This window comes from Sphingobium sp. EP60837 (assembly GCF_001658005.1).
GTDB classification, from domain to species: domain Bacteria; phylum Pseudomonadota; class Alphaproteobacteria; order Sphingomonadales; family Sphingomonadaceae; genus Sphingobium; species Sphingobium tyrosinilyticum.
This window is the reverse complement of the sequence record NZ_CP015986.1, coordinates 229864-254962: the sequence shown is the minus strand read 5'-3', so window position 1 is coordinate 254962 and position 25099 is coordinate 229864. Positions and strand designations below refer to the sequence as shown.

Below are 25099 nucleotides of genomic sequence, written 5' to 3'. Positions count from 1 at the left end.
ATGCCCAAGCATCACGAGACAAGGCCGCTTCCCTATTCGCCGGATCAGATGTTCAATCTCGTTTCCGATGTGGTGGCTTATCCTGAGTTCCTGCCCTGGGTGAGTGCCATCCGGGTGCGATCAGACAGCGACTCTGAAATGATCGCGGACATGATCGTGGGCTTCAAGGGAATCAAGGAGAGCTTCACCAGTAGGGTGCACAAGCATCGCCCCGATTTTGTGCGGGTGGACTATCTTGAGGGTCCGTTGAAGCATCTTCACAACCAATGGCGCTTTCGCGACGACGGGCGGGGCGGGGTGCTGGTAGATTTCGAGGTGGAATTCGAATTCAAGAACCGTCTGTTCGAAATGCTGGCTGGGCAGATGTTCGACAAGGCGCTGCGCAAGATGATCGGCGCGTTCGAGACGCGTGCGGCAGACCTTTACGGCGACTCGGGCAAGAGCAGTTCGAGCGCGCAGAGCGCCGCCTGAAGCCGGACGCCGCCGCGCCCGCTATCTTCAAAATGATGCATGTCGGCTACGACCTTGTCAGGGTTGCCGCCGCGTTCGGCGCGGGCAAAGACGACGGTGCCCACCGGCTTCTGCTCTGAACCGCCGCCGGGGCCGGCGATGCCGGTTATGGCTACCGCGACATTGGCATGGCTTTTGGTGAGCGCGCCTTGCGCCATCGCCCATGCGGTTGCGATCGAGACGGCTCCGAAAGTTTCCAGAACATCCTGCGAAACTTTAAGCAACTCATTCTTCATATCATTGGAATAAGTAATAAATCCCGCCTCGAACACCTCCGACGAGCCCGCGATTTCAGTGAGTGCCGCGGACACGAGACCCCCGGTGCAGCTTTCCGCAACGGCAATGGTTCGGCCAGCGCGGCGGTTGGCGATGATGACGCGTTCGGCCAGTTCGACCAAGGGCGCGGGAAGAATGCTGTCGGGCATGGCTCAGAATAGCGCGGGGAGGGAGATGGTTGCAACTGCTTGCGCGGCAATACCTTCGCGACGCCCTGTAAATCCCAACCGCTCGGTCGTGGTGGCCTTTACGCTCACCCGTTCGATCGGAATGGCGAGGATCTCGCTGATCCTCACCCGCATGGCTTCCCGATGCGGGCCAATCTTGGGCGCTTCGCAGATGATGGTAAGGTCGATGTGATCGATGCGCCCGTTACGATGCGCCACCCGGGCTCCTGCATATTCCAGGAAGCGCGAAGACGCAGCGCCCCGCCATTGGGGGTCGGACGGCGGAAAATGGCTGCCAATGTCTCCTTCCGCCAGTGCGCCGAGCAACGCATCGACAATAGCATGGATCGCGACATCGGCATCGCTATGACCGGAAAGCCCTCGGTCATGGTCGATCTGGACGCCGCCCAGCCAAAGCTCCTCACCAATCGCAAGGCGATGAACGTCATAGCCCATGCCGACGCGGGTCGTCCGCTGGCTTGAAAGCCATGTTTCCGCCCTGCTGAAATCTTGCGGGTAGGTCAATTTCTCTAGCCTTTCATCGCCATCGACGAGAGTGACGTCATGGCCGCGCTCGCGGAGCATCTGCGCATCGTCGGTGGCATCGCGCCCGCTGTCCCAATTACGATGCGCGGCGAGAATGGCCCTGAAGTGAAAGGCCTGCGGCGTTTGCACCCTAAAAAGATTGGAGCGATCCACGACCTCTCCAATATGATCCTCGATGCCGCGGATAAGGGTATCGGCGACGGGCAGGACGGGAACCGCGCCCACCGCAGTTTCGAGTGCTTTCAGAAGGCGATCGACTATTACGGGCGGCAGAAAGGGGCGAGCGGCATCGTGAATAAGCACGCGGTCGGGGCCTCCGGCCGCCGCGATCGCCTCCAGCCCGGCCCGAACCGAGCCGCGGCGGCTGTCTGCGCCCTGCACTACTGCGGCAACCTGGCCGTCGGAGATCAATGATGCGACAACTTCTTCCTGCCCAGCGCCGATAACGAGCATTATCGCATCGACTGCCGGGTGCGCGCTAAAAGCATCGACGGCATGGGTTAGTACGGCTTTGCCGCCGATTCGGCGGAACTGCTTGGGCAGGTCTCCACCCGCTCGGCTACCCTGGCCGGCCGCGACGACGAGCGCGACGGTCTTGTACTTGCTCCCTGTCATGTCGCGCCTGTAGCCCAGGGCAATGCGCTTCGCCAGAGCCGCTTGCTTGCCGTTGGGCCGCTTTTCGGCTAAGGGCTGCCTGTTTTTTAGGCAAAGTTGGTGATGCGCGCTCTTTCCCCCATTTCTGTCGGTCCGGTGACAATCGACATGCCCGTGATCCTGGCGCCCATGACTGGCGTTACGGACATGCCGTTCCGCACTTTGGTGCGCCGCTACGGTTCGGGCCTGAACGTAACCGAGATGATTGCCACAGCAGCGATGATCCGCGAGACGCGGCAATCACTTCAGAAGGCTGCCTGGCATCCCGTGGAGGAGCCGGTGTCGATGCAGCTTGCCGGTTGTTCACCGGTCGAGATGGCGGAGGCGGCCAAGTTGAATGCCGATCGCGGCGCGGCGATCATCGACATCAACATGGGCTGTCCTGTGAAAAAGGTCGTGAACGGCGATGCGGGCAGCGCGCTGATGCGTGACCTGCCGCTCGCCGCAGCACTGATCGAAGCGACGGTGAAGGCGGTGGACGTACCGGTCACCGTCAAGATGCGAATGGGCTGGGATCACGCCAGCCTCAATGCGCCTGAACTGGCGCGGATCGCCGAAGATCTGGGCGCGAAGATGATTACCGTTCATGGGCGAACCCGCTGCCAAATGTATAAGGGCAGCGCGGACTGGGCTTTCGTGCGGAGCGTTAAGGAAGCAGTATCGCTGCCCGTGATTGTCAACGGTGACATCTGCTCGATCGAGGATGCGGAAACGGCACTGGATCAGAGCGGAGCCGATGGCGTCATGATCGGGCGGGGTGCTTATGGACGGCCGTGGTTGATCGGCCAAGTGATGCACTGGTTCCGTACGGGCCAGCGTCTTTCCGATCCTTCCCTTGAGGAACAATATCAACTGATTACAGAGCATTATCGTGCAATGCTCGATCATTATGATGGTTTGACCGGCGTTAACATGGCGCGCAAACATATCGGTTGGTACACGAAGGGCCTCACCGGATCAGCTGAGTTCCGCAACGCCGTGAACCAGGAACCGGATGGCGCCGTAGTGCTCGACATGCTTGCCAATTTCTACGAACCGCTGATTGCACAGGACGGGGCGATCGAGACGCGCAAGGCCGCATGACCATGCCGCTGACGACCGTCCCGCCGCCCCGGATGCAGCAGGACGGGCCTTCGCTGTCCGAATTGATGACTGCGCTGCCGGTGGCGACGCTGATAGTGGCACCGGACAATCGTATCGCTGACGCCAATGTCCGGGCAGAAACATTGCTGAACATGGCGCGGTCGGCGATCGTTGGCAGTGACGTCGCGCGCACGATCCGCATGGCGGAAATGGGCGCGCGCTTCGATATCTGGCACAGCAACAAGCCAATCGCGGCCTATGACGTAAAGGTGCACGCAGGCCGGACTGCCGAGACGGAAGTGGACCTGATGATCGCGCCCATCATCGATCATGAAGGATGGCGCGTGGTATCCATCCACGCGCAGAGCCAGGCGCGGAAGATCGGGCATCGGGGAACGGCCGGGGGAGCCCGGTCGGCGATAGGGGCCGCCGCCATCTTGGCGCATGAAATAAAAAATCCGCTTTCCGGAATACGTGGCGCCGCCCAATTGCTGGAGTCGGGCAACGGGGGCCGGGACGTGGCGCTGACGCAGTTGATCTGCAATGAGGTGGATCGGATCGCCGCACTGATCGATCGGATGCAGGATTTCACGACCGATCGTACGCTGGAATGTCACGCGGGCAATATCTACCCGCTTATAGATCGCGCGGCCAACATCGCGGCTGCGGGTTTTGCCAGAAATATCAGGATTATAAAGCGTTACGACCCATCTCTTCCATTTGCGATCATCAACGACGATGCACTGGTGCAGGTGATGATCAACCTGTTGAAGAACGCCGCAGAGGCGCTCGAACATAGCGAGAAACCGCGCATCCGTGTGGAGACGGCGTTTCGCCATGGCGTCTCTGTGGTCGTCGGCGACGGCAAGGGCAGCGCGGTGCTGCCGATCGAGATATTGGTGATCGATAACGGCCCAGGCGTGCCGGAACACATATTGGACCACCTTTTCAACCCATTCATCACCGGCAAGCGGGACGGCCAGGGCCTGGGGCTTGCCCTTGTCGATAAGCTGGTGCGGGACATGAACGGCTTCGTCCAATATTCACGCGATCAGGAAGCGGGGGAATCGACCTTCCGCATCCTCCTGCCCATGGGGATGCCCTGATGTCGGTCACAGGTTCGATCCTTGTCGTCGATGACGATCCCGCCATCTGCGTTGTGGTGGGTGAAGCGCTGAGGCGGCAGGGGCACAAGGTCAAGACCGCCTCGTCGATCCGCGAACGTGGCGCTTTGATCGACAGCTTTGCCCCTGACGTACTGATCACGGACGTCATGCTGCCCGACGGAGATGGGCTGGACGGTGTGGCGGACATATTGGAGCGCAAGCCCGGCTTGAGCGTGATCGTCCTTTCGGCACAGAATACGCTGAATACTGCCATTCGAGCGACAGAAAAGGGCGCTTTCGAATATCTGCCCAAGCCGTTCGATCTTAACGAACTTGCCCGGGCGGTCGGCGATGCGCTGGGCACTGGCAAAGTTAATGAAAGCGACGGGGCGGAGGGCGCACTGCCCCACGACGGTTTGCCTTTGGTCGGTCGTTCTCCGGCGATGCAGGAGGTTTACAGGACCATCGCGCGCGTATTGTCCAATGACCTTTCAATACTGGTATTGGGCGAGTCGGGGACCGGAAAGGAACTGGTGGCCGAGGCTATTCATGTCTTGGGTCAGCGCCGTACGAAGCCCTTCGTCGCGATCAATATGGCGGCCATTCCGCGCGAACTGATTGAAGCCGAACTGTTCGGTTATGAAAAGGGCGCTTTCACAGGGGCGAGTGTTCGGACAGCCGGAAAGTTCGAGCAGGCGCAGGGCGGCACGCTCTTCCTCGATGAAATCGGGGACATGCCGATGGAGGCGCAGACGCGGTTGCTGCGCGTTTTACAATCAGGCGAGGTGACGACCGTCGGCGGATCCAAGCCCGTACGCGTGAATGTCCGCATCATCGCCGCTACAAATAAAGACCTGCCGCGGCTGATCGAGGAAAACAAATTCCGGCAGGATCTCTACTACCGGTTGAATGTCGTGCCCATCTCACTGCCAGCGCTGCGGGAGCGACGGGAGGATGTGATCTTGTTGGCCAGGCATTTCCTTGATCGCGCCGCGCAAGAGGGGTTGCCGCGCAAGTCACTCTCCGACGACGCGGCACAGCTTCTGATGGCCTATCATTGGCCAGGCAATGTCCGCGAGTTGCAGAATCTTATGCAGCGGCTCGCGGTGCTAAGCCGTGAAAATGTGATTGCGGCAGATGTGCTTCGTAACAGCCTACCGCTCGACATGGTGCCAGCCGATTATGCGGCGCCGGCGGATCAACTTGGTCAGGCCGTACGGGAATGGGCGAAGCGGCAGCTGGGCATTGGCCTAGGCCAGCCCAACCGGAATTTGCATGACGACCTGCTCGCCGTAATCGAGCCAATCTTGTTCCAGGAAACGCTGGCGAGCGTGGACGGCAATCAGATTCGCGCGGCCGGGCTCCTGGGGATCAACCGGAACACTCTGCGGAAAAAGCTGACGGACTATGGATTGGACCCGCTCCAATTGCGCATTGCGGACTGATCGCTGGGACGAGCCGACTGAAGTGTCCGGCCAAGGGACACGCCGCCCTAATTACTGTGTTTGAACAAGCACGGCGTTGTTGTAAGAAAGCCACTATGCAAGGTGCAGTGACTCTCTCCACGCGAGGTCGGGCATGGAAGAGATATTTTCCGCCCTTCCTACGTCGTCACCTGGCGCCGCTGGTCGAGACTATCACGCTCCTCCTTTTTCTCGGGACGGCGGGCCTCACCTACTTTCTGCTCTCGGGCCAGGGCCAGTCCTACACGTTGTTGACGCCGCCCATCGTCGCCCTGCTGCTGGTCGGCAATCTTGTCCCTGCAATTGCGCTGCTAGTTCTACTGGGACGCCGGGTCGCCAAGCGCCGCGCGGCACAGTCGGCGATCGGGAGCGAGGGTCAGCTTCACGTGCGGTTGGTCGCCATCTTCTCGATCGTCGCCAGCGTGCCGATGTTGCTGGTGGTAATTTTCGCTTCCCTCCTGTTCCAATATGGCGTGCAGTTCTGGTTTTCCGACAGCGCACGCGGAATGTTGCAAAATGCAAGCGACCTCGCCCGCGGCTATTATGAACAGAATTTGCGGGAGGTTGGCGACGAAACGGTCACCATGGCGAGCGACCTCCGCGACTATCTGACGCAGTCCAATGTTTCGAGCCCCCGCTTTGCGGAAGGCTATATCTATCAGGTCGTGACGCGGAAACTGAACCGATCGGCGATTATCGAAGTCGGCAAGGACGGTGTCGCGCGTACTGCAGCCACCGTCGATCCAGACAGCCGCCCAGCTTCGGAAATGCTGTCACTGGAGGTCGTTAAAAGGTTGGAAGCAGGCGAGAATGTCGTCGTTGCTGCCAAACCCAACCAGATCGAAGCGGTGACGCTGCTCTATCCCGGTGCGAAAATATATCTGTATGCGACGCGCGATTCCGGTTCCACGGCGTTCAGCAACGTCGAACGCGCGCAAAAAGTGCTCTCAGACTATGATATATTTGCTGCCCAATCCCGCGCATTGCAGCTTCGTTTCAACGTCGCATTGTTCGTTGGGTCTTTGCTGCTTGTCGGCATAGCGGTCTATATCGCGCTGGCAGTGGCTGACTGGATGGTCCGCCCTGTGAATGAGTTGGTGACGGCAGCCCGGCGCATCACGGCGGGAGACCTGTCGGCGCGCGTGTCCAATCCGCAAGCGCGCGACGAGATCGGCACCTTGGCCGCAGCCTTCAATCGGATGACCCAGCGACTGGAGGCACAAACAGGCGCGCTTGTGGCGGCGAATAGCCAACTCGATGAGCGGCGCGCCTTTATCGAAGCAATCTTGTCGGGCGTGTCGGCGGGCGTGCTGTCGGTGGATCGCGACGGGATCATTCTCCTGCTGAACAGCTCCGCGGCGGCTATTCTCGTGAGGGAAGGGGATGATCCGGTGGGGCGGCCGCTGACGGCGGTGTCGCCGGAACTTGCAGCTCTCATCGCATCGGAGGAGGGGGCTGGCATCGTCCAAACGCGTGCTCATGGCGAAGTGCGGACGTTGGCGGTCAAGGTTTCGGAGGATGCGTCGCGCCACATCCTTACCTTTGATGACATAACGCAGCAGTTGTCAGACCAGCGTCGCGCCGCATGGTCCGACGTCGCGCGGCGCATCGCTCATGAAATCAAGAACCCGCTGACCCCGATCCAACTCGCCGCGGAACGCCTGCAGCGCCGCTATGCTGACGAGGTTACCAGCGACAAGGCGACCTTTACCCGGCTGACCGGCACGATCGTTCGGCAGGTCGGAGATTTGCGACGCATCGTGGACGAATTCTCATCCTTCGCACGCATGCCCAAACCAGTGTTCCGGCGCGAGGCAGTGGCGGACATCGCCCGTCATGCGCTGTTTCTGCATGAGGTGGCGCATCCGGATGTGCGGTTTGAATTCCGCAGTGCTTCACCCAATATGGAATTGGTCTGCGACCGGCGGCAACTGGGGCAGGCCCTGACCAACATCGTCAAGAATGCGGTGGAAGCCATAGAGCCTAAACCCGACCCCGTCGAAGGGGAGGCGCGGGGCCATGTTCGCATGACCCTTGCGCAGGAGGATGGGCATCTGCTGATCGAGGTCAGGGACGACGGCATCGGACTACCGCCGGAACGGGAGCGCGTGCTGGAGCCTTATATGACGACGCGCAGCAAGGGTACGGGTCTGGGCCTCGCGATCGTAAAGAAGATCGTGGAGGAACATATGGGCGAAATTCGCCTGAGTGATGCGGATGGCGGAGGCACAAGCGTGACGTTGCGCTTTCCATCAGCCGCGTTGGAGAAATTGGAAGAGGGGCAGGTTGTAACCTTGTCCAAAGGAAAAGTGACGGCCAATGGCGCTTGATATTCTGGTAGTCGATGATGAAGAGGACATTCGCGACCTGGTCGCGGGCGTGCTCGAGGATGAAGGCTTTTCCACCCGTACCGCGGCCAACAGCGACAGCGCGATCGAGGCGCTGGATGCACGGCGGCCGTCTCTGGTCCTGCTCGATGTATGGCTGCAGGGATCGAAGCTTGATGGGCTGGAACTGCTCGATGAGATCAAGCGCCGCGACCTCACCATTCCCGTGCTGATGATTTCGGGACATGGCAATATCGATACGGCGGTCGCAGCGATCCGAAAAGGCGCGGCAGACTTTATCGAAAAGCCGTTCGAAGCCGACCGCTTGTTGCACCTGGTCTCCCGCGCGACAGAGACGGAAAGGCTGCGGCGCGAGAATCAGGTTTTGCGCGCCCGCTTTGGCCAGGATGATGAGCTGACCGGCACGTCGGCCGCGATCAACGGGGTGCGCGCGACGATCAAGAAAGTGGCAGGCACCGGGAGCCGCGTACTGATTTCCGGGCCGGCCGGGGTCGGCAAGGAGGTCGCAGCTCGGATGCTCCACAGTTGGAGCGGCAGGGCCGACGCGCCTTTCATCGTCGTGGCTGCGGCGCGTATGGACCCCGATCGCGTCGAAGAAGAACTGTTCGGAGTGGAAGACCCAAGCGGCCTGGTACGCCCCGGCTATCTTGAGCAGGCGCATGGTGGCACGCTCTATCTCGACGAGATCGCAGACATGCCGCTCACAACGCAGGGCAAGATCCTGCGGGTTCTGACCGACCAGAGCTTCACGCGCGTGAGTGGGCAACGCCAGGTTAAGGTGGATGTGCGGGTCATTTCATCGACCGCGCGTGACCTGGGAGTGGAAATAGAAGAGCGCCGGTTCCGCGAGGATCTCTTCTATCGCCTCAACGTCGTGCCGCTTGTCATTCCCTCGCTGTCCGAACGGCGCGATGACATCCCGCCGCTGGTCGAACATTATCTCGCCCGCTTTGCCGCTGACCGCCGCGTGCCTTCACCGGAAATCGCGAGTGACGCCATGGCCGCGCTTCAGGCGAATGAATGGCCGGGCAATGTTCGTCAGTTGCGCAACGTAATTGAGCGCACGATGATACTTGCGCCCGGTGAGCGTATCGGGCGGATCGAACTCGACATGCTGCCCAGCGAATTGACCAACAATGGTTCCAGCGAGGGAATGGGCCAGTCTGCGATCATGGGAGCACCGCTGCGGGAAGCCCGGGAGAGTTTCGAACGCGAATATCTGCGCATTCAAATCAGGCGCTTTTCGGGAAACATATCGCGCACCGCAACCTTCATCGGGATGGAGCGCTCCGCGCTTCACCGCAAGCTGAAGTTGCTGGGCATTACTGACGGCAAGGACAACTGACGGAATCGCGTGAGCCATACCGCATCTGGGGCATGGACGGCTGTTCGCAATTGCGGTAGTTTCCCAATCGCTTCCGGCAGGCGGGAGCAGGCAAGACGCCCTGCCCAGGGGTGCGAGAGCGGGTAACGTCCCGCCAATAAGGTGAAGACCGTGGCCGACAAACTCAACAATCTTCAGGACATTTTCCTAAACAACCTGCGCAAGAGCAAAACCCCGGTGACCATGTTCCTGGTCAAGGGCGTGAAGCTGCAGGGGATCATCACTTGGTTCGACAACTTCTCCGTCCTGTTGCGGCGCGATGGTCAGTCGCAGCTAGTTTACAAGCATGCGATCTCCACCGTGATGCCGGCCCAGTCCATGGACCTGACAGACTTGCGCAAAGCGAGTGACGGCAATGCGAAGCCGAAGCTGCTGCAGGAAATTTTCCTTAGCGCGGTCCGTAAGTCCGGAAGCCCGGTCACGATGTTCCTCGTTAATGGCGTTATGCTGCAGGGGGAGATCGCCGCTTTCGATCTGTTCTGCATGCTGCTGGAACGTGATGGCATGGTCCAGCTGGTTTACAAGCACGCCATTTCCACCGTTCAGCCCCTCCATGCGCTCGATCTCAGCGGTGAAGGCGAGGGCGAGGATTGACCAATTTATATTCCTTCGGCCCGTCTTCGTATGAAGCGGGCCGGCGCCTGATGCGTTAGGCGATCATGGCGGTCTTCAATCGCGATTCTGCCGATGAGGTATCGCGCGGCGCGCGCGCTGTTGTCGTGCGCGCAGAGGTTCATGGTGTCGAGCGGCGCGACAGCGAGGCACGGCTAGAGGAGGCAAAGGGGCTCGCACTGGCGATCGGCATCGATGTGCGTGCCGCTCAAGCCTTTCGTGTGCGCGATCGAAAGCCGGCAACGCTGTTCGGCGGTGGCCAGGTCGATCAGATCGCGACGCTGGCGCGAATGGAAGAGGCCGAACTGGTCATCGTGGACAACGCGCTTAGCCCTGTTCAGCAGAGCAATCTGGAAAAGGCGACCGAAGCCAAGGTGATCGATCGGACCGGGCTCATCTTGGAAATCTTCGGCGAGCGCGCGGCCACCAATGAAGGACGGCTCCAGGTCGAACTCGCTCATCTTGACTATCAGGCGGGGCGACTGGTTCGCAGTTGGACGCATCTTGAACGGCAGCGAGGCGGCTTCGGCTTCCTTGGCGGCCCGGGTGAAACGCAGATCGAAGCGGACCGGCGGATGATCCGCGACCGGATGGCGAAGATTCGCAGGGAACTGGATCAGGTCACGCGGACCCGAAGCCTGCATCGGGCGCGGCGGCAACGTGCGCCGTGGCCGGTGATCGCGCTGGTTGGCTACACCAATGCCGGGAAATCCACTCTTTTCAACCGGATGACAGGCGCGCATGTGATGGCGGAGGATCTGCTGTTCGCAACGCTTGATCCGACCATGCGCCAGATTGCGCTTCCGGGTTTGGACAAGGCGATCCTGTCGGATACCGTGGGCTTTGTGTCGGACCTTCCGACCCAGCTTATCGCGGCCTTTAGGGCCACTCTGGAAGAGGTGCTGTCTGCAGACCTCATCATCCATGTCCGCGACATTGCGCATCCCGACAGCGAGGCGCAGCGAGACGACGTGATCGACGTGCTGAGCGAGCTTGGCGTAGCGGGGGAGGGCGCGCTCGAGGCGAGAGAAGAGGGAGATGAAGCTCCGCCGATCATCGAAGCGTGGAACAAGCTCGATCTGCTGGACGAAGATGCGGCCGGACAAGTGCGCGAGATGGCGTCCCGGCGGGATGATGTCGTGATCCTGTCGGCGCTTACCGGAGAAGGGGTGGATGACCTGCAACGGACGATCAGCGGCCGTTTGACCGCTGGGGCGCAAGTCCATCAACTACAGGTGCGGCTGTCGGATGGCGCGGCGCTGGCGTGGCTGCATGAGCATGGCGAGGTGATCGACAGCACGGCTGGGGACGGAGAGATGATCATCGATGTCCGGCTTTCGGAGTCCGCGCTTGCCCGTTTCCGGAAACGCGCGACGATCTGACCGCCGATTATTGCTCGGCCAATCGGCGCTTGGCTCGTTGCCAAAGCTCCTCCTTGTCATCGAGCGGCAGAGCGTCAAATTCCTCGCCTGCGATCTCTTCCATCACCCGGAAGCGTGACTCGAACTTGGCGTTGGCGGAGCGGAGTGCGGTTTCGGCATCGACCTTGAGGTGGCGGGCGAGGTTGACCACGGCGAACAACAGGTCGCCGATTTCCTCATGATGTTCTTGTGGGGAGGCTGCCTCATGAACTTCCTGCAGTTCTTCCTCGATCTTGGCGAGGACGCCCTGAGTGTCAAGCCAATCAAAGCCAGTTCGGGCAGCGCGCTTCTGGAGCTTTTCGGCGCGGAGTAGCGCGGGCAGCGCTTGGGCGACTCCCGCAAGCGCGCTGCCGTCCGGATCGAGACCGGCGCGTTCGGCGGCCTTGATGGCTTCCCATTGGGCGTGGCCATGTTCGCGCGGAATGCCGTTGCCGAAGATGTGCGGGTGGCGGCGGATCATCTTTTCAGTGACGCCATCAATCACGTCCTGAAGCGTGAAATGACCCGCTTGCTCCGCCATTCGGCTGTGGAAGGCAACCTGTAGCAGGAGATCGCCCAGCTCGTCGCGGAGCGCGGGCATGTCGTTGCGCTCGATGGCGTCAGCGACCTCATAGGCTTCTTCTATCGTGTAGGGCGCAATGCTGGCGAAGTCTTGCTGAATGTCCCAGGGGCAGCCGGTTTCAGGATCGCGAAGTCGGGCCATGACATTGGCGAGCGGCATGATGTCGGCGGGGCTTGCCTTTGTCTCAGAAGTCATGGGCGGTCCTGAATTGATGAATGAAATAGCGAGAAGATTGAAGTTGGCGGAGGGGTCCGGTTATAGGGCAACGGCCTTGTTCGCACCGGATAGAGAAGACACTATCTGTCCCCGATAGAAAAGACACCATTAATGACAGCAGGGGCTGCGTGGAGCCCTCGGGATAGCGCAGCGCAGACCCTGCTGATGGCGTAACAGTGGAGGGGAAGGGCACGGACCCGCTGCGAAGGCAGCGGGCTCGGTCAGAACCGCTTTAGCGCGCCTTCACGAACTCGAGCGTGCCGTGCGCTCGTAACTCCGCCGGGCTGAGCCGGGGACGACGTTTGAGCTTTGCCCCGCCCAACCGGCGTCCGTCGATCTTCGCCGGCGCCTCCGGTTCGGGGAACAAATGCGCGGGCTGGTCGCGGCGAGCAGGGGCATAGTTGTTCCGCTGCCGGTGATGCGGCGCGATCGCCTGGATTTCCTTTGCTAGCGCCAGTGCCGCGTCGAGATGCTTGTTATCGACGATGGCAGGTTGATTGATCCGGGGCATCTTGTCAAACAGGCTGTAAGGAAGGGAGCGCCCCTCGTGGCGGATCTCGACTGTGCCGTCAGGATATTCACAGACATCCACGCGCTTGCGCACCAGTTCCTTGCTGAACGGGTTCGGCTCCAAGAGGAACAGAACTTTGTTATAGTGCAGCGTCAGCGCAGCAGTGACTGTCCGCTGTTCGCGCCAGACCATGACAGAGCGCAGATCATCCCGCGGTGCCAGAGGTCGGTGTAAATCGCGACTGTCTGCGGCCGGACGAGCGAAGCGCGCATTGTGCCCAACCATGTAGCTCGGCAGAAAGACGTTCGCTTCTTCGATCGACGAGATACCTTCCAGGCGCATCGCCTTGATCAGGCGATCCTGTAAGGTACCGTTGGCTCGCTCGACCCGGCCCTTGGCCTGCGGCGAGTTGGCGCAGATGATCTCGATGTTCAGCGCATCGAGCGCGCGCCCGAAATGTGTCATCCCATCACCCTTTGCGGTCGCCTTGGGGTTACGAAAGACCGTGTGTTTATCGGAATAAAAGGCCACCGGCTTGCCGTGCTGCTCGATATATTCGCGGGTCGCTTCCATGTAGGAAAAGGTGCTCTCGCTCTCGACCATCTTAAGGTGCAACAGCTCGCTGGTCGCGTCGTCGATGTAGACAAGCAGCGTGCATTTGGGACCGCGAGTCTCGAACCAGGCATGCTCCGAACCGTCAATCTGGACCAGCTCCCCACGGCACTCCCGCCGGTGACGCGGTTGATAGGGGCGAGAACGACGCGCGGCGCGATCCTGCCAGATTCCCGCCTCGATCATCATCTGCCGCAGCGTCTCACAGCCCACCGAAATGTCGTGACGTTCCGCCAGATATTCACGCGCCAGGGTCGGTCCGAAATCCGCATAATGCGTGCGGACGATCGTAAGGACGCGCTCGCGAAAGGCATCGCTGTGACGCCGGTTGCTCGGCCGACCACGCTTGCGCGACACCAGGCCTGAAGCGCCTTCGGTTCGCAGTCGGTCAAGCAACCGGAAAATCTGCCGGCGCTTCAAGCCCAGCAGTTGCGCAGCATCCTCGACCCGCAGTTCGCCGCGATCCACACGCGACAATGTATCAAACCGCGAAAGCTCGCCATGGCTCATCGCCACCACCGTCATAAGCGCGTCCTCCCGAACTGCCAGGAGGACCATGCCACCCAGCTCTGCTAAGGACGCCCAAGGGTGTCATTTCTATCTAGCAGAGGGGTGTCATTTCTATCCGGCGCTTACAGGCCTTGTTCGCACCGGATAGAGAAGACACTATCTGTCCCCGATAGAAAAGACACCATTAATGACAGCAGGGGCTGCGTGGAGCCCTCGGGATAGCGCAGCGCAGACCCTGCTGATGGCGTAACAGTGGAGGGGAAGGGCACGGACCCGCTGCGAAGGCAGCGGGCTCGGTCAGAACCGCTTTAGCGCGCCTTCACGAACTCGAGCGTGCCGTGCGCTCGTAACTCCGCCGGGCTGAGCCGGGGACGACGTTTGAGCTTTGCCCCGCCCAACCGGCGTCCGTCGATCTTCGCCGGCGCCTCCGGTTCGGGGAACAAATGCGCGGGCTGGTCGCGGCGAGCAGGGGCATAGTTGTTCCGCTGCCGGTGATGCGGCGCGATCGCCTGGATTTCCTTTGCTAGCGCCAGTGCCGCGTCGAGATGCTTGTTATCGACGATGGCAGGTTGATTGATCCGGGGCATCTTGTCAAACAGGCTGTAAGGAAGGGAGCGCCCCTCGTGGCGGATCTCGACTGTGCCGTCAGGATATTCACAGACATCCACGCGCTTGCGCACCAGTTCCTTGCTGAACGGGTTCGGCTCCAAGAGGAACAGAACTTTGTTATAGTGCAGCGTCAGCGCAGCAGTGACTGTCCGCTGTTCGCGCCAGACCATGACAGAGCGCAGATCATCCCGCGGTGCCAGAGGTCGGTGTAAATCGCGACTGTCTGCGGCCGGACGAGCGAAGCGCGCATTGTGCCCAACCATGTAGCTCGGCAGAAAGACGTTCGCTTCTTCGATCGACGAGATACCTTCCAGGCGCATCGCCTTGATCAGGCGATCCTGTAAGGTACCGTTGGCTCGCTCGACCCGGCCCTTGGCCTGCGGCGAGTTGGCGCAGATGATCTCGATGTTCAGCGCATCGAGCGCGCGCCCGAAATGTGTCATCCCATCACCCTTTGCGGTCGCCTTGGGGTTACGAAAGACCGTGTGTTTATCGGAATAAAAGGCCACCGGCTTGCCGTGCTGCTCGATATATTCGCGGGTCGCTTCCATGTAGGAAAAGGTGCTCTCGCTCTCGACCATCTTAAGGTGCAACAGCTCGCTGGTCGCGTCGTCGATGTAGACAAGCAGCGTGCATTTGGGACCGCGAGTCTCGAACCAGGCATGCTCCGAACCGTCAATCTGGACCAGCTCCCCACGGCACTCCCGCCGGTGACGCGGTTGATAGGGGCGAGAACGACGCGCGGCGCGATCCTGCCAGATTCCCGCCTCGATCATCATCTGCCGCAGCGTCTCACAGCCCACCGAAATGTCGTGACGTTCCGCCAGATATTCACGCGCCAGGGTCGGTCCGAAATCCGCATAATGCGTGCGGACGATCGTAAGGACGCGCTCGCGAAAGGCATCGCTGTGACGCCGGTTGCTCGGCCGACCACGCTTGCGCGACACCAGGCCTGAAGCGCCTTCGGTTCGCAGTCGGTCAAGCAACCGGAAAATCTGCCGGCGCTTCAAGCCCAGCAGTTGCGCAGCATCCTCGACCCGCAGTTCGCCGCGATCCACACGCGACAATGTATCAAACCGCGAAAGCTCGCCATGGCTCATCGCCACCACCGTCATAAGCGCGTCCTCCCGAACTGCCAGGAGGACCATGCCACCCAGCTCTGCTAAGGACGCCCAAGGGTGTCATTTCTATCTAGCAGAGGGGTGTCATTTCTATCCGGCGCTTACAGGCCTTATGTCCGATAATATATATTATGTTAAATTGATATCTGGTCATGCAAGTGGGAGGCATCTGGCGGCGGTCGGTCCGGCGAGATCGGCAAACTGTCCTTAGATGCATTCCACACCATCAACTCAGTCTTCGCGGATCTGGCTGTGGCGCTGCGTGTCGCGCATGCGGATGTAGATGATCAGCGAGATGCCGATCATCACCGTCACATAAATGTAGAACGCCTGCTCGATCCCCGCCTGCTTGAAATAGAGCGCGACAAACTCCGCCGTGCCGCCGAACAGCGTGTTGGCCAGCGCATATGGAAGCGCCACGCCAAGCGCCCGAATATGCGCCGGGAAAAGCTCGGCTTTTACGACAGCGTTGATCGATGTGTAGCCGGTAACGATGATGAGCCCCGCCATCACCAGCAGACCGGCGATCAGCGGATCGCGGGTCACGGCCAGCGTCGCGAAGATGGGATAGGTGAAAAGCACGCCCAGGACGCCAAAGCCGATCATCAGCGGCTTGCGCCCGATGCGATCCGATAGGGCGCCAGCAACAGGCTGTAACATCATGAAAAATAACAATGTTATGCCATTGATTTGCGATGCGGCTTCCCGGCTCAGACCAGAGGTGTTGACCAGGAATTTCTGCATGTAGATGGAATAGGCATAGAATGCGATCGTGCCGCCCGCAGTGAGCAGCATAACAGTCAGTGTCTCGCGCGGGTGGTTCGTCACAAGTTCGATGAAGCCTGACCGGGGCGCGGACTCGGCTTTGGCGACATGAAAGCTTTGCGTTTCGCTGAGACCGCGGCGGAGCCAGAAGACGATGACAGCAAGACCGCCGCCAATCAGAAAGGGTATGCGCCAGCCCCACTCGTCGAGTTGTTGGTCGCTAAGCACGCCCTGAAGTACAAGCAGAACGCAAATTGCAACAAGCTGTCCGGCTATCAATGTAACATATTGAAAACTCGAGTAGAAACCGCGCCTATCGCGGCCAGCCATCTCGGACAGATAGGTCGCGCTGGCGCCATATTCACCACCGATCGAGAGGCCCTGAATGAGGCGGGCAACGACCAGGAGCAGGGGCGCGCCTACGCCGATCACCTCATAACCGGGCGTCACGGCGATGAGCAGCGACCCGGCGCACATGAGTGCGACAGACAGGGTCAGGCCGCTTTTTCGGCCATGACGATCGGCATAGACACCCATGGCCCAGGCACCGATCGGCCGCATCAGGAAGCCAACGGCAAAGATGCCGGCCGCGCTCAACAGTTGCGCGGTGCGATCCTCGCTCGGGAAGAAATGCGGGGCGAAATACAGCGTAAAGGCGGCATAAGCATACCAGTCATACCATTCGACCAGATTGCCCGTGGACCCACCGATGATCGCCTTCAGCCGCTCGCGCTGCGTCGGCGGACGATGAGGGAGCGGCGCGGTCATGGCGTCAGGACCATCTCACCATCCTGCACGCCCCAGCTTTTCAGGCGCGAAAGCAGGTTCATGCCAATGACGTTCACCTCCCCAAAGGCCGGCGAAATGACGATCGGCAGATCGCTCGCACGGATCGGGCCGATGGCGAGGGTGGAAATGGAAGAACGCTTGGCGTCTATCTTCCCATTGGCCGTCATCATCGATACGCCAGGTGCGGCAAGATCGAAGTTCAACCCCGCGGCTCGCGCCGAACCGACCGACAATGCGGTGATGCTGGCGCCGCTGTCTATGAGAAAGCGTGTCGGCGTACCGTTGACGCTTCCTTCCACCCAATAATGGCCGTCTGGTGCGATGGATATCCGCAGCGCTTGCCCCTCTGCACGCGCGGGTGGCAGGGGCGCCTCTGGAGCCGACGGGGAGGAAGCACCGTCCCCTACCCCGTTCATCCGGCTCGAAAAAAGGCCGGCCTGCTCACCCATTTTGAAGAGGCCGAGTAGGATAGCGAAGATGATAACCCAAAGCAGCGCCATGCGGAGCATGCCGCCCAAGGGCGCGCGTCGGGCGAGAAGAGCCGATCCGACGAGGACGAGCGCCAGGACATACCAGAGGCTGGACATCGCCTGGTCGCCATTCATGCCATCAATCCCCCGCCTCGCTCAATTCGATCACCATGCCGTCATAGCCCGGTTCGATACCGTCGGGCAGGCTTTGCCGCAGTGTCGCATAATCCATGCTCTGGTCCATATGGGTCAGAATGGCGCGGCCAGGACTAACCGCAGCGATGCCGTCCAGGGTCAATGCGAGATGAGGATGGGTTGGATGGGGCTTTTCCCGCAACGCATCGACGACCCAGATATCCAGGCCATCATAAAGGGCGATCATCTCTGGGGTAAGTGCATGAAAATCAGTTGCATATCCGACGGACCTGCCGCCATGTGCAAAGCGAAAGCCGGTCGAGAAAATCTCACCATGGGGCTGGTCCGTACAGGTGATATCGATGTCGCCGATGCGCAAGCCATCGGGAAGAACATGCGGTTCTATGGTTGGGTGATAGCCCTGACGGCCTTCAAAGGCGTAGGCGAAACGTTCGTTCAGCAGCTTCAATGTCTGGCGGCGAGCATAGCCCGGCACCGGCGCGCGGCGATGATGGTAAAGTTGCCGCACATCGTCGATGCCGTGGCTGTGATCAGCGTGATCGTGGGTCCACAGGATCGCATCGATATGGATAACATCGGCCGCCAGCAGCTGAGCGCGCATGTCCGGTGAGGTATCGACGAGCAGCCGCGTAGTCGGACTTTCGACCAGGATAGAGACGCGGGTGCGCCGGTTTTTAGGCTCATTGGGATCACATGTACCCCAATCATTGCCGATCCGCGGAACGCCCGACGAAGTGCCGCACCCCAGGATGGTGAGCTTGAGGCTCATGCGGCCTCCGAGGCTCCGATCTTGCTGAAGAGGGTATGGAAATTGTTGGACGTAGCCTCGGCCAGCCGCTCGATGCTTTCACGGCGTAGATTGGCCAGGAAGCGGGCAGTGTCGGCGACGAAGGCCGGCTCGCAAGGCCTGCCGCGATGGGGCACGGGAGCAAGGAAGGGCGAGTCCGTTTCAATCAACAGCCGGTCGAGCGGCAAGCGCGCGGCGGTTTCCTGAAGGTCCTTCGCGTTCTTGAAGGTCACGATGCCGGAGATGCTGATATAGAAGCCCAGCTCCAGCGCCGCGTCGGCGAAGGCGCCGCTGGCGGTGAAACAGTGGATGACGCCGGGATAGGCCCCCTTCTCCATCTCGTCGCGCAGAATGGCCAGCGTATCCTCTTCAGCGTCGCGCGTGTGGACAATCAGCGGCAGTCCGGTCTGGCGCGACGCGGTGATATGGGCGCGGAAGCTGTTCTGCTGCCGGTCGCGGTCACTATGATCATAATAATAGTCGAGGCCGGTTTCACCGATGCCGACAACGCGCGGATGGGCGGCGCGCTCGACCAGCTTGGCGGTATCGACATGGGGATGCTCGTCCGCTTCATGGGGGTGGATGCCGACCGTCGCCCAGACATCGGGCTCATGCTCCGCAGTCGCGAGAACAGCGTCCCATTCGCTTTCGCGGGTGGCGATGTTGAGCATCAGGTCCACGCCCGCCCCGCGCGCGCGCTCAAGCACATTCTGCTGATCTTCGATCAAGCCTTTGTAATTCAAGTGACAATGGCTGTCGATCAACATTGGTTCAGGCGTCCGCTTCGGTCAGTTCAAGGCGCGGGAAAAGCGGTTTCGGCGGGCTCAAGGTAAAGCCGGTGGCGCGCAGATCGGCATAGAAATCGGTGCCGATGGCGGCAAAGGTTCGCCCTTCTCCGCCGATGCCCATCTGGTCGAGCAGCGCGGTGGCGCTGGCCGGGATGATGGGCTGGATAATGATGGCGAGGCTCGCGATGGCTTCGTAGAGCGTCGCGAGAACTGCCTCCATGCGGGCGGGGTCAGTCTTGCGAAGCGCCCATGGCGCCTGCGCGTCGATATAGGCGTTGCAGGCGAAAACAGCGCGCATCCATGCCTCAATCGCGACCGAAGGAGCAAGATCGGCCATCGCCGACTGAAAGGTCCGGGCGGCTTCTGCAATGGTGTTGAGGAGCTCGCTATCGACATCCTGCGCTGCGGGTTGCGGAAGGCGGCCCTCCAGATTCTTGGCGATGAAGCTCAAGGTGCGCTGAGCAAGGTTGCCGAAGCTGTTGGCGAGATCGCTGTTGGAGCGAGCGACGATGGCTTCGGCGCTGTAGCTGCCGTCATTGCCGAAGGTGACTTCGGACAGGAGGAAATAGCGCAGTTGATCCACGCCGAAGCGATCGGCCAATTCCATCGGGTCGGCGACATTGCCGACCGACTTCGACATTTTCTCCCCGCGGTTGAGGAGGAAGCCGTGGCCGAATATCTGTTTAGGCAGTGCCAGCTTCGCACTCATCAGGAACGCTGGCCAGTAAACCGCATGAAAACGCACGATATCCTTACCGATGATGTGCGTGATGTCACCACCGTCGGACCAGTAGCGGGCCATGCGTTCGGCGTCATCGGGATAGCCGCAGCCGGTCAGATAATTGGTGAGCGCGTCCACCCAGACATACATAACATGGCCGTCTGCGCCTGGCACCTTCACGCCCCAATCGAAGCTGGTGCGCGAGACGCTGAGGTCCGAAAGGCCACCCTCGACGAAGCGCATGATCTCATTGCGGCGGCTGTCGGGCTGGATGAAGTCGGGCTGGCTGGCGTAGAGGTCAAGCAGCTTTTGCTGATAAGCTGAAAGGCGGAAGAACCAGCTTTCCTCGACTGTCCATTCGACCGGCGTGCCCTGGGGCGATAGCTTCTCACCGCCCTCCCCTTCGACCAGTTCCTTTTCGTCGTAAAAGGCTTCGTCGCGGACTGAATACCAGCCTTCGTAACGGCCGAGATACAGGTCGCCGCTTGCCTCCATCGCCTGCCAGATGGCCTGGGAGGCGCGGTGATGATCAGGCTCGCTGGTGCGGATGAAACGATCATAGCTGATGTTCAGCCTATCGTTCATATCCTTGAAATAGGCTGACATTTCGTCAGCAAGCGCGCGCGGTTCGATGCCGCGATTGCGCGCCGTCTGGGCCATTTTCAGGCCATGCTCGTCGGTGCCGGTCTGAAAGAAGACATCACGGCCCATCATCCGCTGGAACCGAGCAATCGCGTCGGTGGCGATCACTTCATAGGCATGGCCGATATGGGGGCGGCCGTTCGGATAGGAGATGGCGGTGGTGATCGTATAGGGCTGCGACATGGGCCTTCCCTAGCGGCTGTTGAGGCGCGCGCAAAGCCGCTTTTCAGCGCGGATCAGGCGCAAGTGCGGCAACGTGACCGGCAAGTTCGAAGGCGACGGCAGCGGGATCGAGTGAGAGAATGATCGCGCCGCCCGCGAGTTGACGCGAGGCTTCCCAGCGGTCGAGCGCCACGCCGAGCGCCGGACCGCTGCGCTGACGGGCGGCATCGGCGATGAAGGCCGGGACGCGCTCGAGAAAGGCTTCGTACCGGGGGCGGGCGGTTTTGCCGGAGAGCGCCTTGGCGAGGACGAGGCGGTGACGATTGCCGGGGTCCCCTTCCCGCGCGATGGTGCGCAGGATGCCGTCAATCTGCGCGACGTCGAGCCCGGCGTAACGCAGCGCCTTGCCGGGCGCGCCCTCGCCCAACGCGGCGAGCGTTTCGATTTCGTCGGGAGGTAGGTCAGGCTTTTCGCGACGCAGGACGGTGCGCATGGTCTCATCGTTCAGCGGGTCAAAGCGCAAGGTGCGGCAGCGGGAGCGGATCGTCGGCAGCAGGCGGCCGGGCGCGTGGCTGACGAGCAGGAAGAGCATGTCGGCGGGCGGCTCCTCCAGCGTCTTGAGCAAGGCGTTGGCCGCGCCACGTTCCAGATCATCGGCGCTGTCGATCATGACGATGCGGCGGGAAGAGAGCGAGGGCGCGGACTGGATCAGCCGCTGAAGACCGCGGACCTGATCGACGCTGATGTTGCGGGCGGTGCCGCTTTCCTTTTCGAGGCAATAAAGTTCGGCATAGTCAGGGTGCGCGTCGGCTTCGATGAGCTTGCGAACCTGGTGGTCTGCCGGGACGGAGAGCCCCGGTGCGTCGGGCGCTGGTCCAGCGGCTTCGGCGAGCAGGCGGATGGCCAGGGCGCGGGCGAAGCTGGCCTTGCCGATACCGCGCGGCCCGGCGAGGATCCAGCCATGATGCATGCGACTGCTGCGGGCGGCGGCGAGCAGCATGGCGGCTTGCGCGTCATGGCCGACGATGGTGGTCATGCGAGAAGGTCGCGGATCGCCTCGAGCAGGCGAGCGGTGACCTGGGCGGGGTCTCCGGACGCGTCGATCGGGCGGATACGCACCGGGTCCTCAGCGGCGAAGCGGGTGAAAGCCTGGGCGACGCGCTGGTGGAAGGCACGGTCACGGCCGCCGATGCGGTCGGCCTCTCCGCCGTCGCGGACATTGGCGCGGGCTTCGGCCTCGGCTTCAGGGAGGGTGAGAATGAAAGTGCGGTCGGGCAGGAAGCCGCCGCTGCCGACATCATGGAGCGCCAATATGTCGGCGTCGCTCAACTCGCCCATGCCCTGATAGGCGCGGCTGCTGTCGAGAAAGCGGTCGGACAGCACCCATGCGCCGCGATCGAGCGCGGGGCGAATGGTCTTTTCGATATGGTCGGCGCGGGCAGCGGCGAAGAGCAAGGCTTCGGCGCGCGGGCTCCAGCGGTCGGCCGCGCCGGTCAGGAGCAGCGCGCGGATTGCCTCTGCGCCGTCGCTGCCGCCGGGTTCCCGGGTTTCGACGACTTCCAGGCCATGGGCGCGCAGGGCGGCGGCGAGATCCCGCACCTGCGTCGATTTGCCCGCGCCCTCCCCGCCTTCCAAGGTGATGAAACGGCCGCGCGTCACCCGAAGAAGGACTTCAGGCCGTTCCACAGGCGGCCGAACACGCCTGCTTCAGACACGTCCTCGCCTGCAACGAGCGGCAGCACCTGCGGCGGCGTGTCGGGCGTGGAGACGATCAACTCGGCGATCTTCTGCCCCTTGGCGATCGGCGCCTTGATCGGGCCGGTATAGGCGACCTTCACCGCAACATTGCCCGACGCGGTGCGAGGCAGCGTCACCGCCATGTCCTGCGGCGCGACGAGCGGGACGCTGGTCGAGCTGCCGAGTTGGACTTCGGCGGTCTCAACCGTCTGGCCCTTTTTGAAAAGCGGCTGCGCCTTCCACGCCTTGAAACCCCAATCCATGAAGCGGACGGATTCGGCGACGCGGCCGTTGAAGGTGGGAAGGCCGGCAACGACCATTACCAGGCGGCGGCCATCCTGTTCGGCGGAACCCGTGAAGCCGTAACCGGCCTCCTCCGTATGGCCGGTCTTGAGACCATCGGCGCCAGCCACCTTGCCCAGAATCGGGTTGCGGTTGGCCTGCGCGATGTCGGACCCGCCCATCGTCTTGCCCCAAGTGAAGGAGCGGGTGGCGTAGAAGCGCTTGTAGAGGTCCGGCGTTTCCTCGATGGTCGCTTCCGCGAGGCGGGCGAGATCCTCGGCAGTCACATAGGTAACGCCCTCATCGGGCCAGCCATTGCTGGTGCCGAAATGGCTGTTCTTAAGGCCAAGACGCTTGGCTTCATCATTCATCAGCGCGACGAAAGCCTGCTCCGTCCCTGCGATTCCCTCAGCCAAAACGACGCAGGCGTCATTGCCGGACAGGGTGACGATGCCATGGAGGAGATTTTCCACCGACACCTGTTCCCCCACCGAAAGGAACATGGTCGATCCGGCGGCGGGGCCGTGCCACTGCTTCCAGGTTTCCGGCCGCACGGTGAATTTCGTGTCGAGTTTCAGATCGCCCTTCTGGATAAGGCGGAAGGCGACATGGGCCGTCATCATCTTCGCCATCGAGGCAGGTGGCATGCGCGTTTCACCGCCCTTGTCGTAAAGCACCGCTCCCGAGGACAAGTCCTTCATATAAGCGATCGGCGCCTCGCTTGTATAAGGCGGCGCTGCAGCCGTGAGCGGCTGCGCCAGCAATCCGACAAAGAGGATGGCGGCTACGGACTTTTTCATGAGGACTGCCTTCGCACTGGTGGATTCGGGTAATGAGAATGCCCTGTGCCAGTCATTAGCCATGACACGCACATTCTCAAGAGGGCTGGCGCAGGCGGAACATCCCGGCGTAATTATTGCCTGACGGCGTCCGCCAGAAGGCCCACCGACAAGGCGTAGAAGTTCGAGCAGTTATAGTCGAGGATCGCCCGATAATTGCTGGTGAGCAGATAGGCGGTCTTGCCCGGGCCGTCGGGCTCCAGCAGCGTCGCCATCACCCCATCCGCAGGCCAGCTCCCGCCGGAGGCCATGATGCCGCGGCTGCGCCATTCGGCCATGCTCAGCCAGCGGCTGTGGCGATTGAACACGCGGGGGCATCGTGCTGGAGTGGTACGCGCAGCGACGCTGGCGCGGTCGAAGGTTGCGGGCACCGATACGGCCACGCCCCAAGGCTGACCGCGCCGCCATCCGGCATTGACGAAATAGTTGGCGATCGAGGCGAGCGCATCGGCTTCGCTGTTCCAGATATCGATGCGGCCATCCCCGTCCCCATCCTTGCCAAGGCGCAAATAGACGCTGGGAAGGAACTGCGGATAGCCGGTAGCGCCTGCCCAACTGCCGACCAAACGGCTGCGAGATACGCCATTGTCGAGCATCTTGAGCGTGGCGAGCAATTCAGGTTCGAACAGGCTGCGGCGCCGGCCCTCATAGGACAAGGTCGCGAGCGATCGGATCAGGTCGAAATCGCCGACATAGGAGCCGTAATTGGTTTCATGGCCGTAAATCGCGACCATGATTTCTTCAGGCACGCCAGTTTCCGCTTCGATCCTGGAAAGCCGCGCCCGGTTGGCGAGATAGGCTGTCCGCCCCCGGCTGATGCGGGCCGCATCGACATGTTGACGGCGATAGGGTTCGAAATTGGGGATAGGCGAATAGGCCCCTCCCCCCGGCTGGCTCTGATCCAGCTGGACCACGCGGGGGTTGGGCGTGAGCGTCGGGAACACGGAATCCAATGTCGCGGGACGAATGCCCATGGCGGTGGCCTTGGGCCGCAGGGACTCCAGATAAGAACGGAAAGCCGGGTCCTGCCCCATGTCTTGCGTCATGCCAGCGCCCGCCATCAGGCTTCCCGCCGTGATCACGGCGAAACGCAGCAGAAGCGAGTGAATGGTTGAACGCATTGAAGAATCTCCCTCGCCCCTTTGTGGCACAGTGAAGCGGGGAGGCGAAATCCCCGTCATCGCCATCATCAGCCAAGAACGCGCCGAAACGCCATTTTGGTCATTTTGCGCTTGGCTTGGCCACAAGGT

22 protein-coding genes are annotated in these 25099 nt (G+C 61.4%); 8 read left to right on the top strand and 14 right to left on the bottom strand.

Annotated features, from left to right (window positions below):
* A complete protein-coding gene (locus EP837_RS01120) occupies positions 1-471 on the top strand; it encodes a type II toxin-antitoxin system RatA family toxin (protein ID WP_066523843.1) in 471 nt (156 codons plus the stop codon).
* Here the strand turns inward: EP837_RS01120 and EP837_RS01115 are convergent.
* Positions 423-935, bottom strand: a complete 513-nt coding sequence (locus EP837_RS01115; protein WP_066523842.1) for a CinA family protein — start codon at positions 933-935, stop codon at positions 423-425. The genes EP837_RS01120 and EP837_RS01115 overlap by 49 nt on opposite strands.
* 3 nt (positions 936-938) lie before the next feature.
* Positions 939-2114, bottom strand: a complete 1176-nt coding sequence (locus EP837_RS01110; RefSeq protein ID WP_066523841.1) for a bifunctional 2-C-methyl-D-erythritol 4-phosphate cytidylyltransferase/2-C-methyl-D-erythritol 2,4-cyclodiphosphate synthase — start codon at positions 2112-2114, stop codon at positions 939-941.
* Between the two features lie 102 nt (positions 2115-2216).
* On the opposite strand from EP837_RS01110, the gene dusB reads away from it, so the two are divergent.
* The 7 genes from dusB to hflX all read left to right on the top strand — a co-directional run bounded on the left by dusB (position 2217) and on the right by hflX (position 11531).
* Positions 2217-3236 (top strand): tRNA dihydrouridine synthase DusB, encoded by a 1020-nt coding sequence (gene dusB / locus EP837_RS01105; protein WP_066523840.1) that lies wholly within the window; start codon positions 2217-2219, stop codon positions 3234-3236.
* Positions 3233-4342 (top strand): two-component system sensor histidine kinase NtrB, encoded by a 1110-nt coding sequence (locus tag EP837_RS01100; RefSeq protein WP_066523839.1) that lies wholly within the window; start codon positions 3233-3235, stop codon positions 4340-4342. The genes dusB and EP837_RS01100 overlap by 4 nt, the downstream gene beginning before the upstream one ends.
* Positions 4342-5787: a nitrogen regulation protein NR(I) gene (gene ntrC, locus EP837_RS01095; protein ID WP_066523838.1), complete on the top strand. Its 1446-nt coding sequence runs from the start codon at positions 4342-4344 to the stop codon at positions 5785-5787. Before EP837_RS01100 ends, ntrC begins: the two co-directional genes overlap by 1 nt.
* 95 nt (positions 5788-5882) lie before the next feature.
* Positions 5883-8135: a sensor histidine kinase gene (locus EP837_RS01090; protein ID WP_066523837.1), complete on the top strand. Its 2253-nt coding sequence runs from the start codon at positions 5883-5885 to the stop codon at positions 8133-8135.
* Entirely contained in the window at positions 8125-9498 is a 1374-nt protein-coding gene (ntrX, locus tag EP837_RS01085) for a nitrogen assimilation response regulator NtrX (protein ID WP_066523836.1), read from the top strand. Before EP837_RS01090 ends, ntrX begins: the two co-directional genes overlap by 11 nt.
* 141 nt (positions 9499-9639) lie before the next feature.
* Positions 9640-10131 (top strand): RNA chaperone Hfq, encoded by a 492-nt coding sequence (gene hfq / locus EP837_RS01080; protein ID WP_257784361.1) that lies wholly within the window; start codon positions 9640-9642, stop codon positions 10129-10131.
* Between the two features lie 65 nt (positions 10132-10196).
* Positions 10197-11531 (top strand): GTPase HflX, encoded by a 1335-nt coding sequence (hflX, locus tag EP837_RS01075; protein WP_066523835.1) that lies wholly within the window; start codon positions 10197-10199, stop codon positions 11529-11531.
* Positions 11532-11538: 7 nt separating this feature from the next.
* Here the strand turns inward: hflX and mazG are convergent, their stop codons facing one another.
* The 12 genes from mazG to EP837_RS01015 all read right to left on the bottom strand — a co-directional run bounded on the left by mazG (position 11539) and on the right by EP837_RS01015 (position 24970).
* Positions 11539-12327, bottom strand: a complete 789-nt coding sequence (mazG, locus tag EP837_RS01070; RefSeq protein ID WP_066523834.1) for a nucleoside triphosphate pyrophosphohydrolase — start codon at positions 12325-12327, stop codon at positions 11539-11541.
* Positions 12328-12580: 253 nt separating this feature from the next.
* Entirely contained in the window at positions 12581-13996 is a 1416-nt protein-coding gene (locus EP837_RS01065) for an ISNCY family transposase (protein WP_082919637.1), read from the bottom strand.
* A 293-nt stretch (positions 13997-14289) separates the two neighbouring features.
* A complete protein-coding gene (locus tag EP837_RS01060) occupies positions 14290-15705 on the bottom strand; it encodes an ISNCY family transposase (RefSeq protein WP_082919637.1) in 1416 nt (471 codons plus the stop codon).
* A 237-nt stretch (positions 15706-15942) separates the two neighbouring features.
* A complete protein-coding gene (locus EP837_RS01055) occupies positions 15943-17244 on the bottom strand; it encodes an MFS transporter (RefSeq protein WP_066523832.1) in 1302 nt (433 codons plus the stop codon).
* Complete coding sequence (locus EP837_RS01050; RefSeq protein ID WP_066523831.1) at positions 17241-17870, bottom strand: retropepsin-like aspartic protease family protein; 630 nt, start codon at positions 17868-17870, stop codon at positions 17241-17243. The genes EP837_RS01055 and EP837_RS01050 overlap by 4 nt, the downstream gene beginning before the upstream one ends.
* A 4-nt stretch (positions 17871-17874) precedes the next feature.
* Complete coding sequence (locus EP837_RS01045; RefSeq protein WP_066523830.1) at positions 17875-18660, bottom strand: MBL fold metallo-hydrolase; 786 nt, start codon at positions 18658-18660, stop codon at positions 17875-17877.
* Positions 18657-19445: a TatD family hydrolase gene (locus tag EP837_RS01040; RefSeq protein ID WP_066523829.1), complete on the bottom strand. Its 789-nt coding sequence runs from the start codon at positions 19443-19445 to the stop codon at positions 18657-18659. The genes EP837_RS01045 and EP837_RS01040 overlap by 4 nt, the downstream gene beginning before the upstream one ends.
* 4 nt (positions 19446-19449) lie before the next feature.
* Positions 19450-21012, bottom strand: a complete 1563-nt coding sequence (gene metG / locus EP837_RS01035) for a methionine--tRNA ligase (RefSeq protein ID WP_066523828.1) — start codon at positions 21010-21012, stop codon at positions 19450-19452.
* Between the two features lie 43 nt (positions 21013-21055).
* On the bottom strand, positions 21056-22027 hold the full coding sequence (locus EP837_RS01030) for an AAA family ATPase (RefSeq protein ID WP_066523827.1): 972 nt from the start codon (positions 22025-22027) through the stop codon (positions 21056-21058).
* A complete protein-coding gene (gene tmk / locus EP837_RS01025; RefSeq protein WP_066523826.1) occupies positions 22024-22650 on the bottom strand; it encodes a dTMP kinase in 627 nt (208 codons plus the stop codon). Before tmk ends, EP837_RS01030 begins: the two co-directional genes overlap by 4 nt.
* Positions 22647-23810, bottom strand: coding sequence for a D-alanyl-D-alanine carboxypeptidase family protein (locus EP837_RS01020; RefSeq protein WP_066523825.1), 1164 nt, complete (start codon positions 23808-23810; stop codon positions 22647-22649). Before EP837_RS01020 ends, tmk begins: the two co-directional genes overlap by 4 nt.
* Before the next feature lie 113 nt (positions 23811-23923).
* Complete coding sequence (locus EP837_RS01015) at positions 23924-24970, bottom strand: lytic murein transglycosylase (protein ID WP_066523824.1); 1047 nt, start codon at positions 24968-24970, stop codon at positions 23924-23926.
* Between the last annotated feature and the right edge of the window lie 129 nt (positions 24971-25099).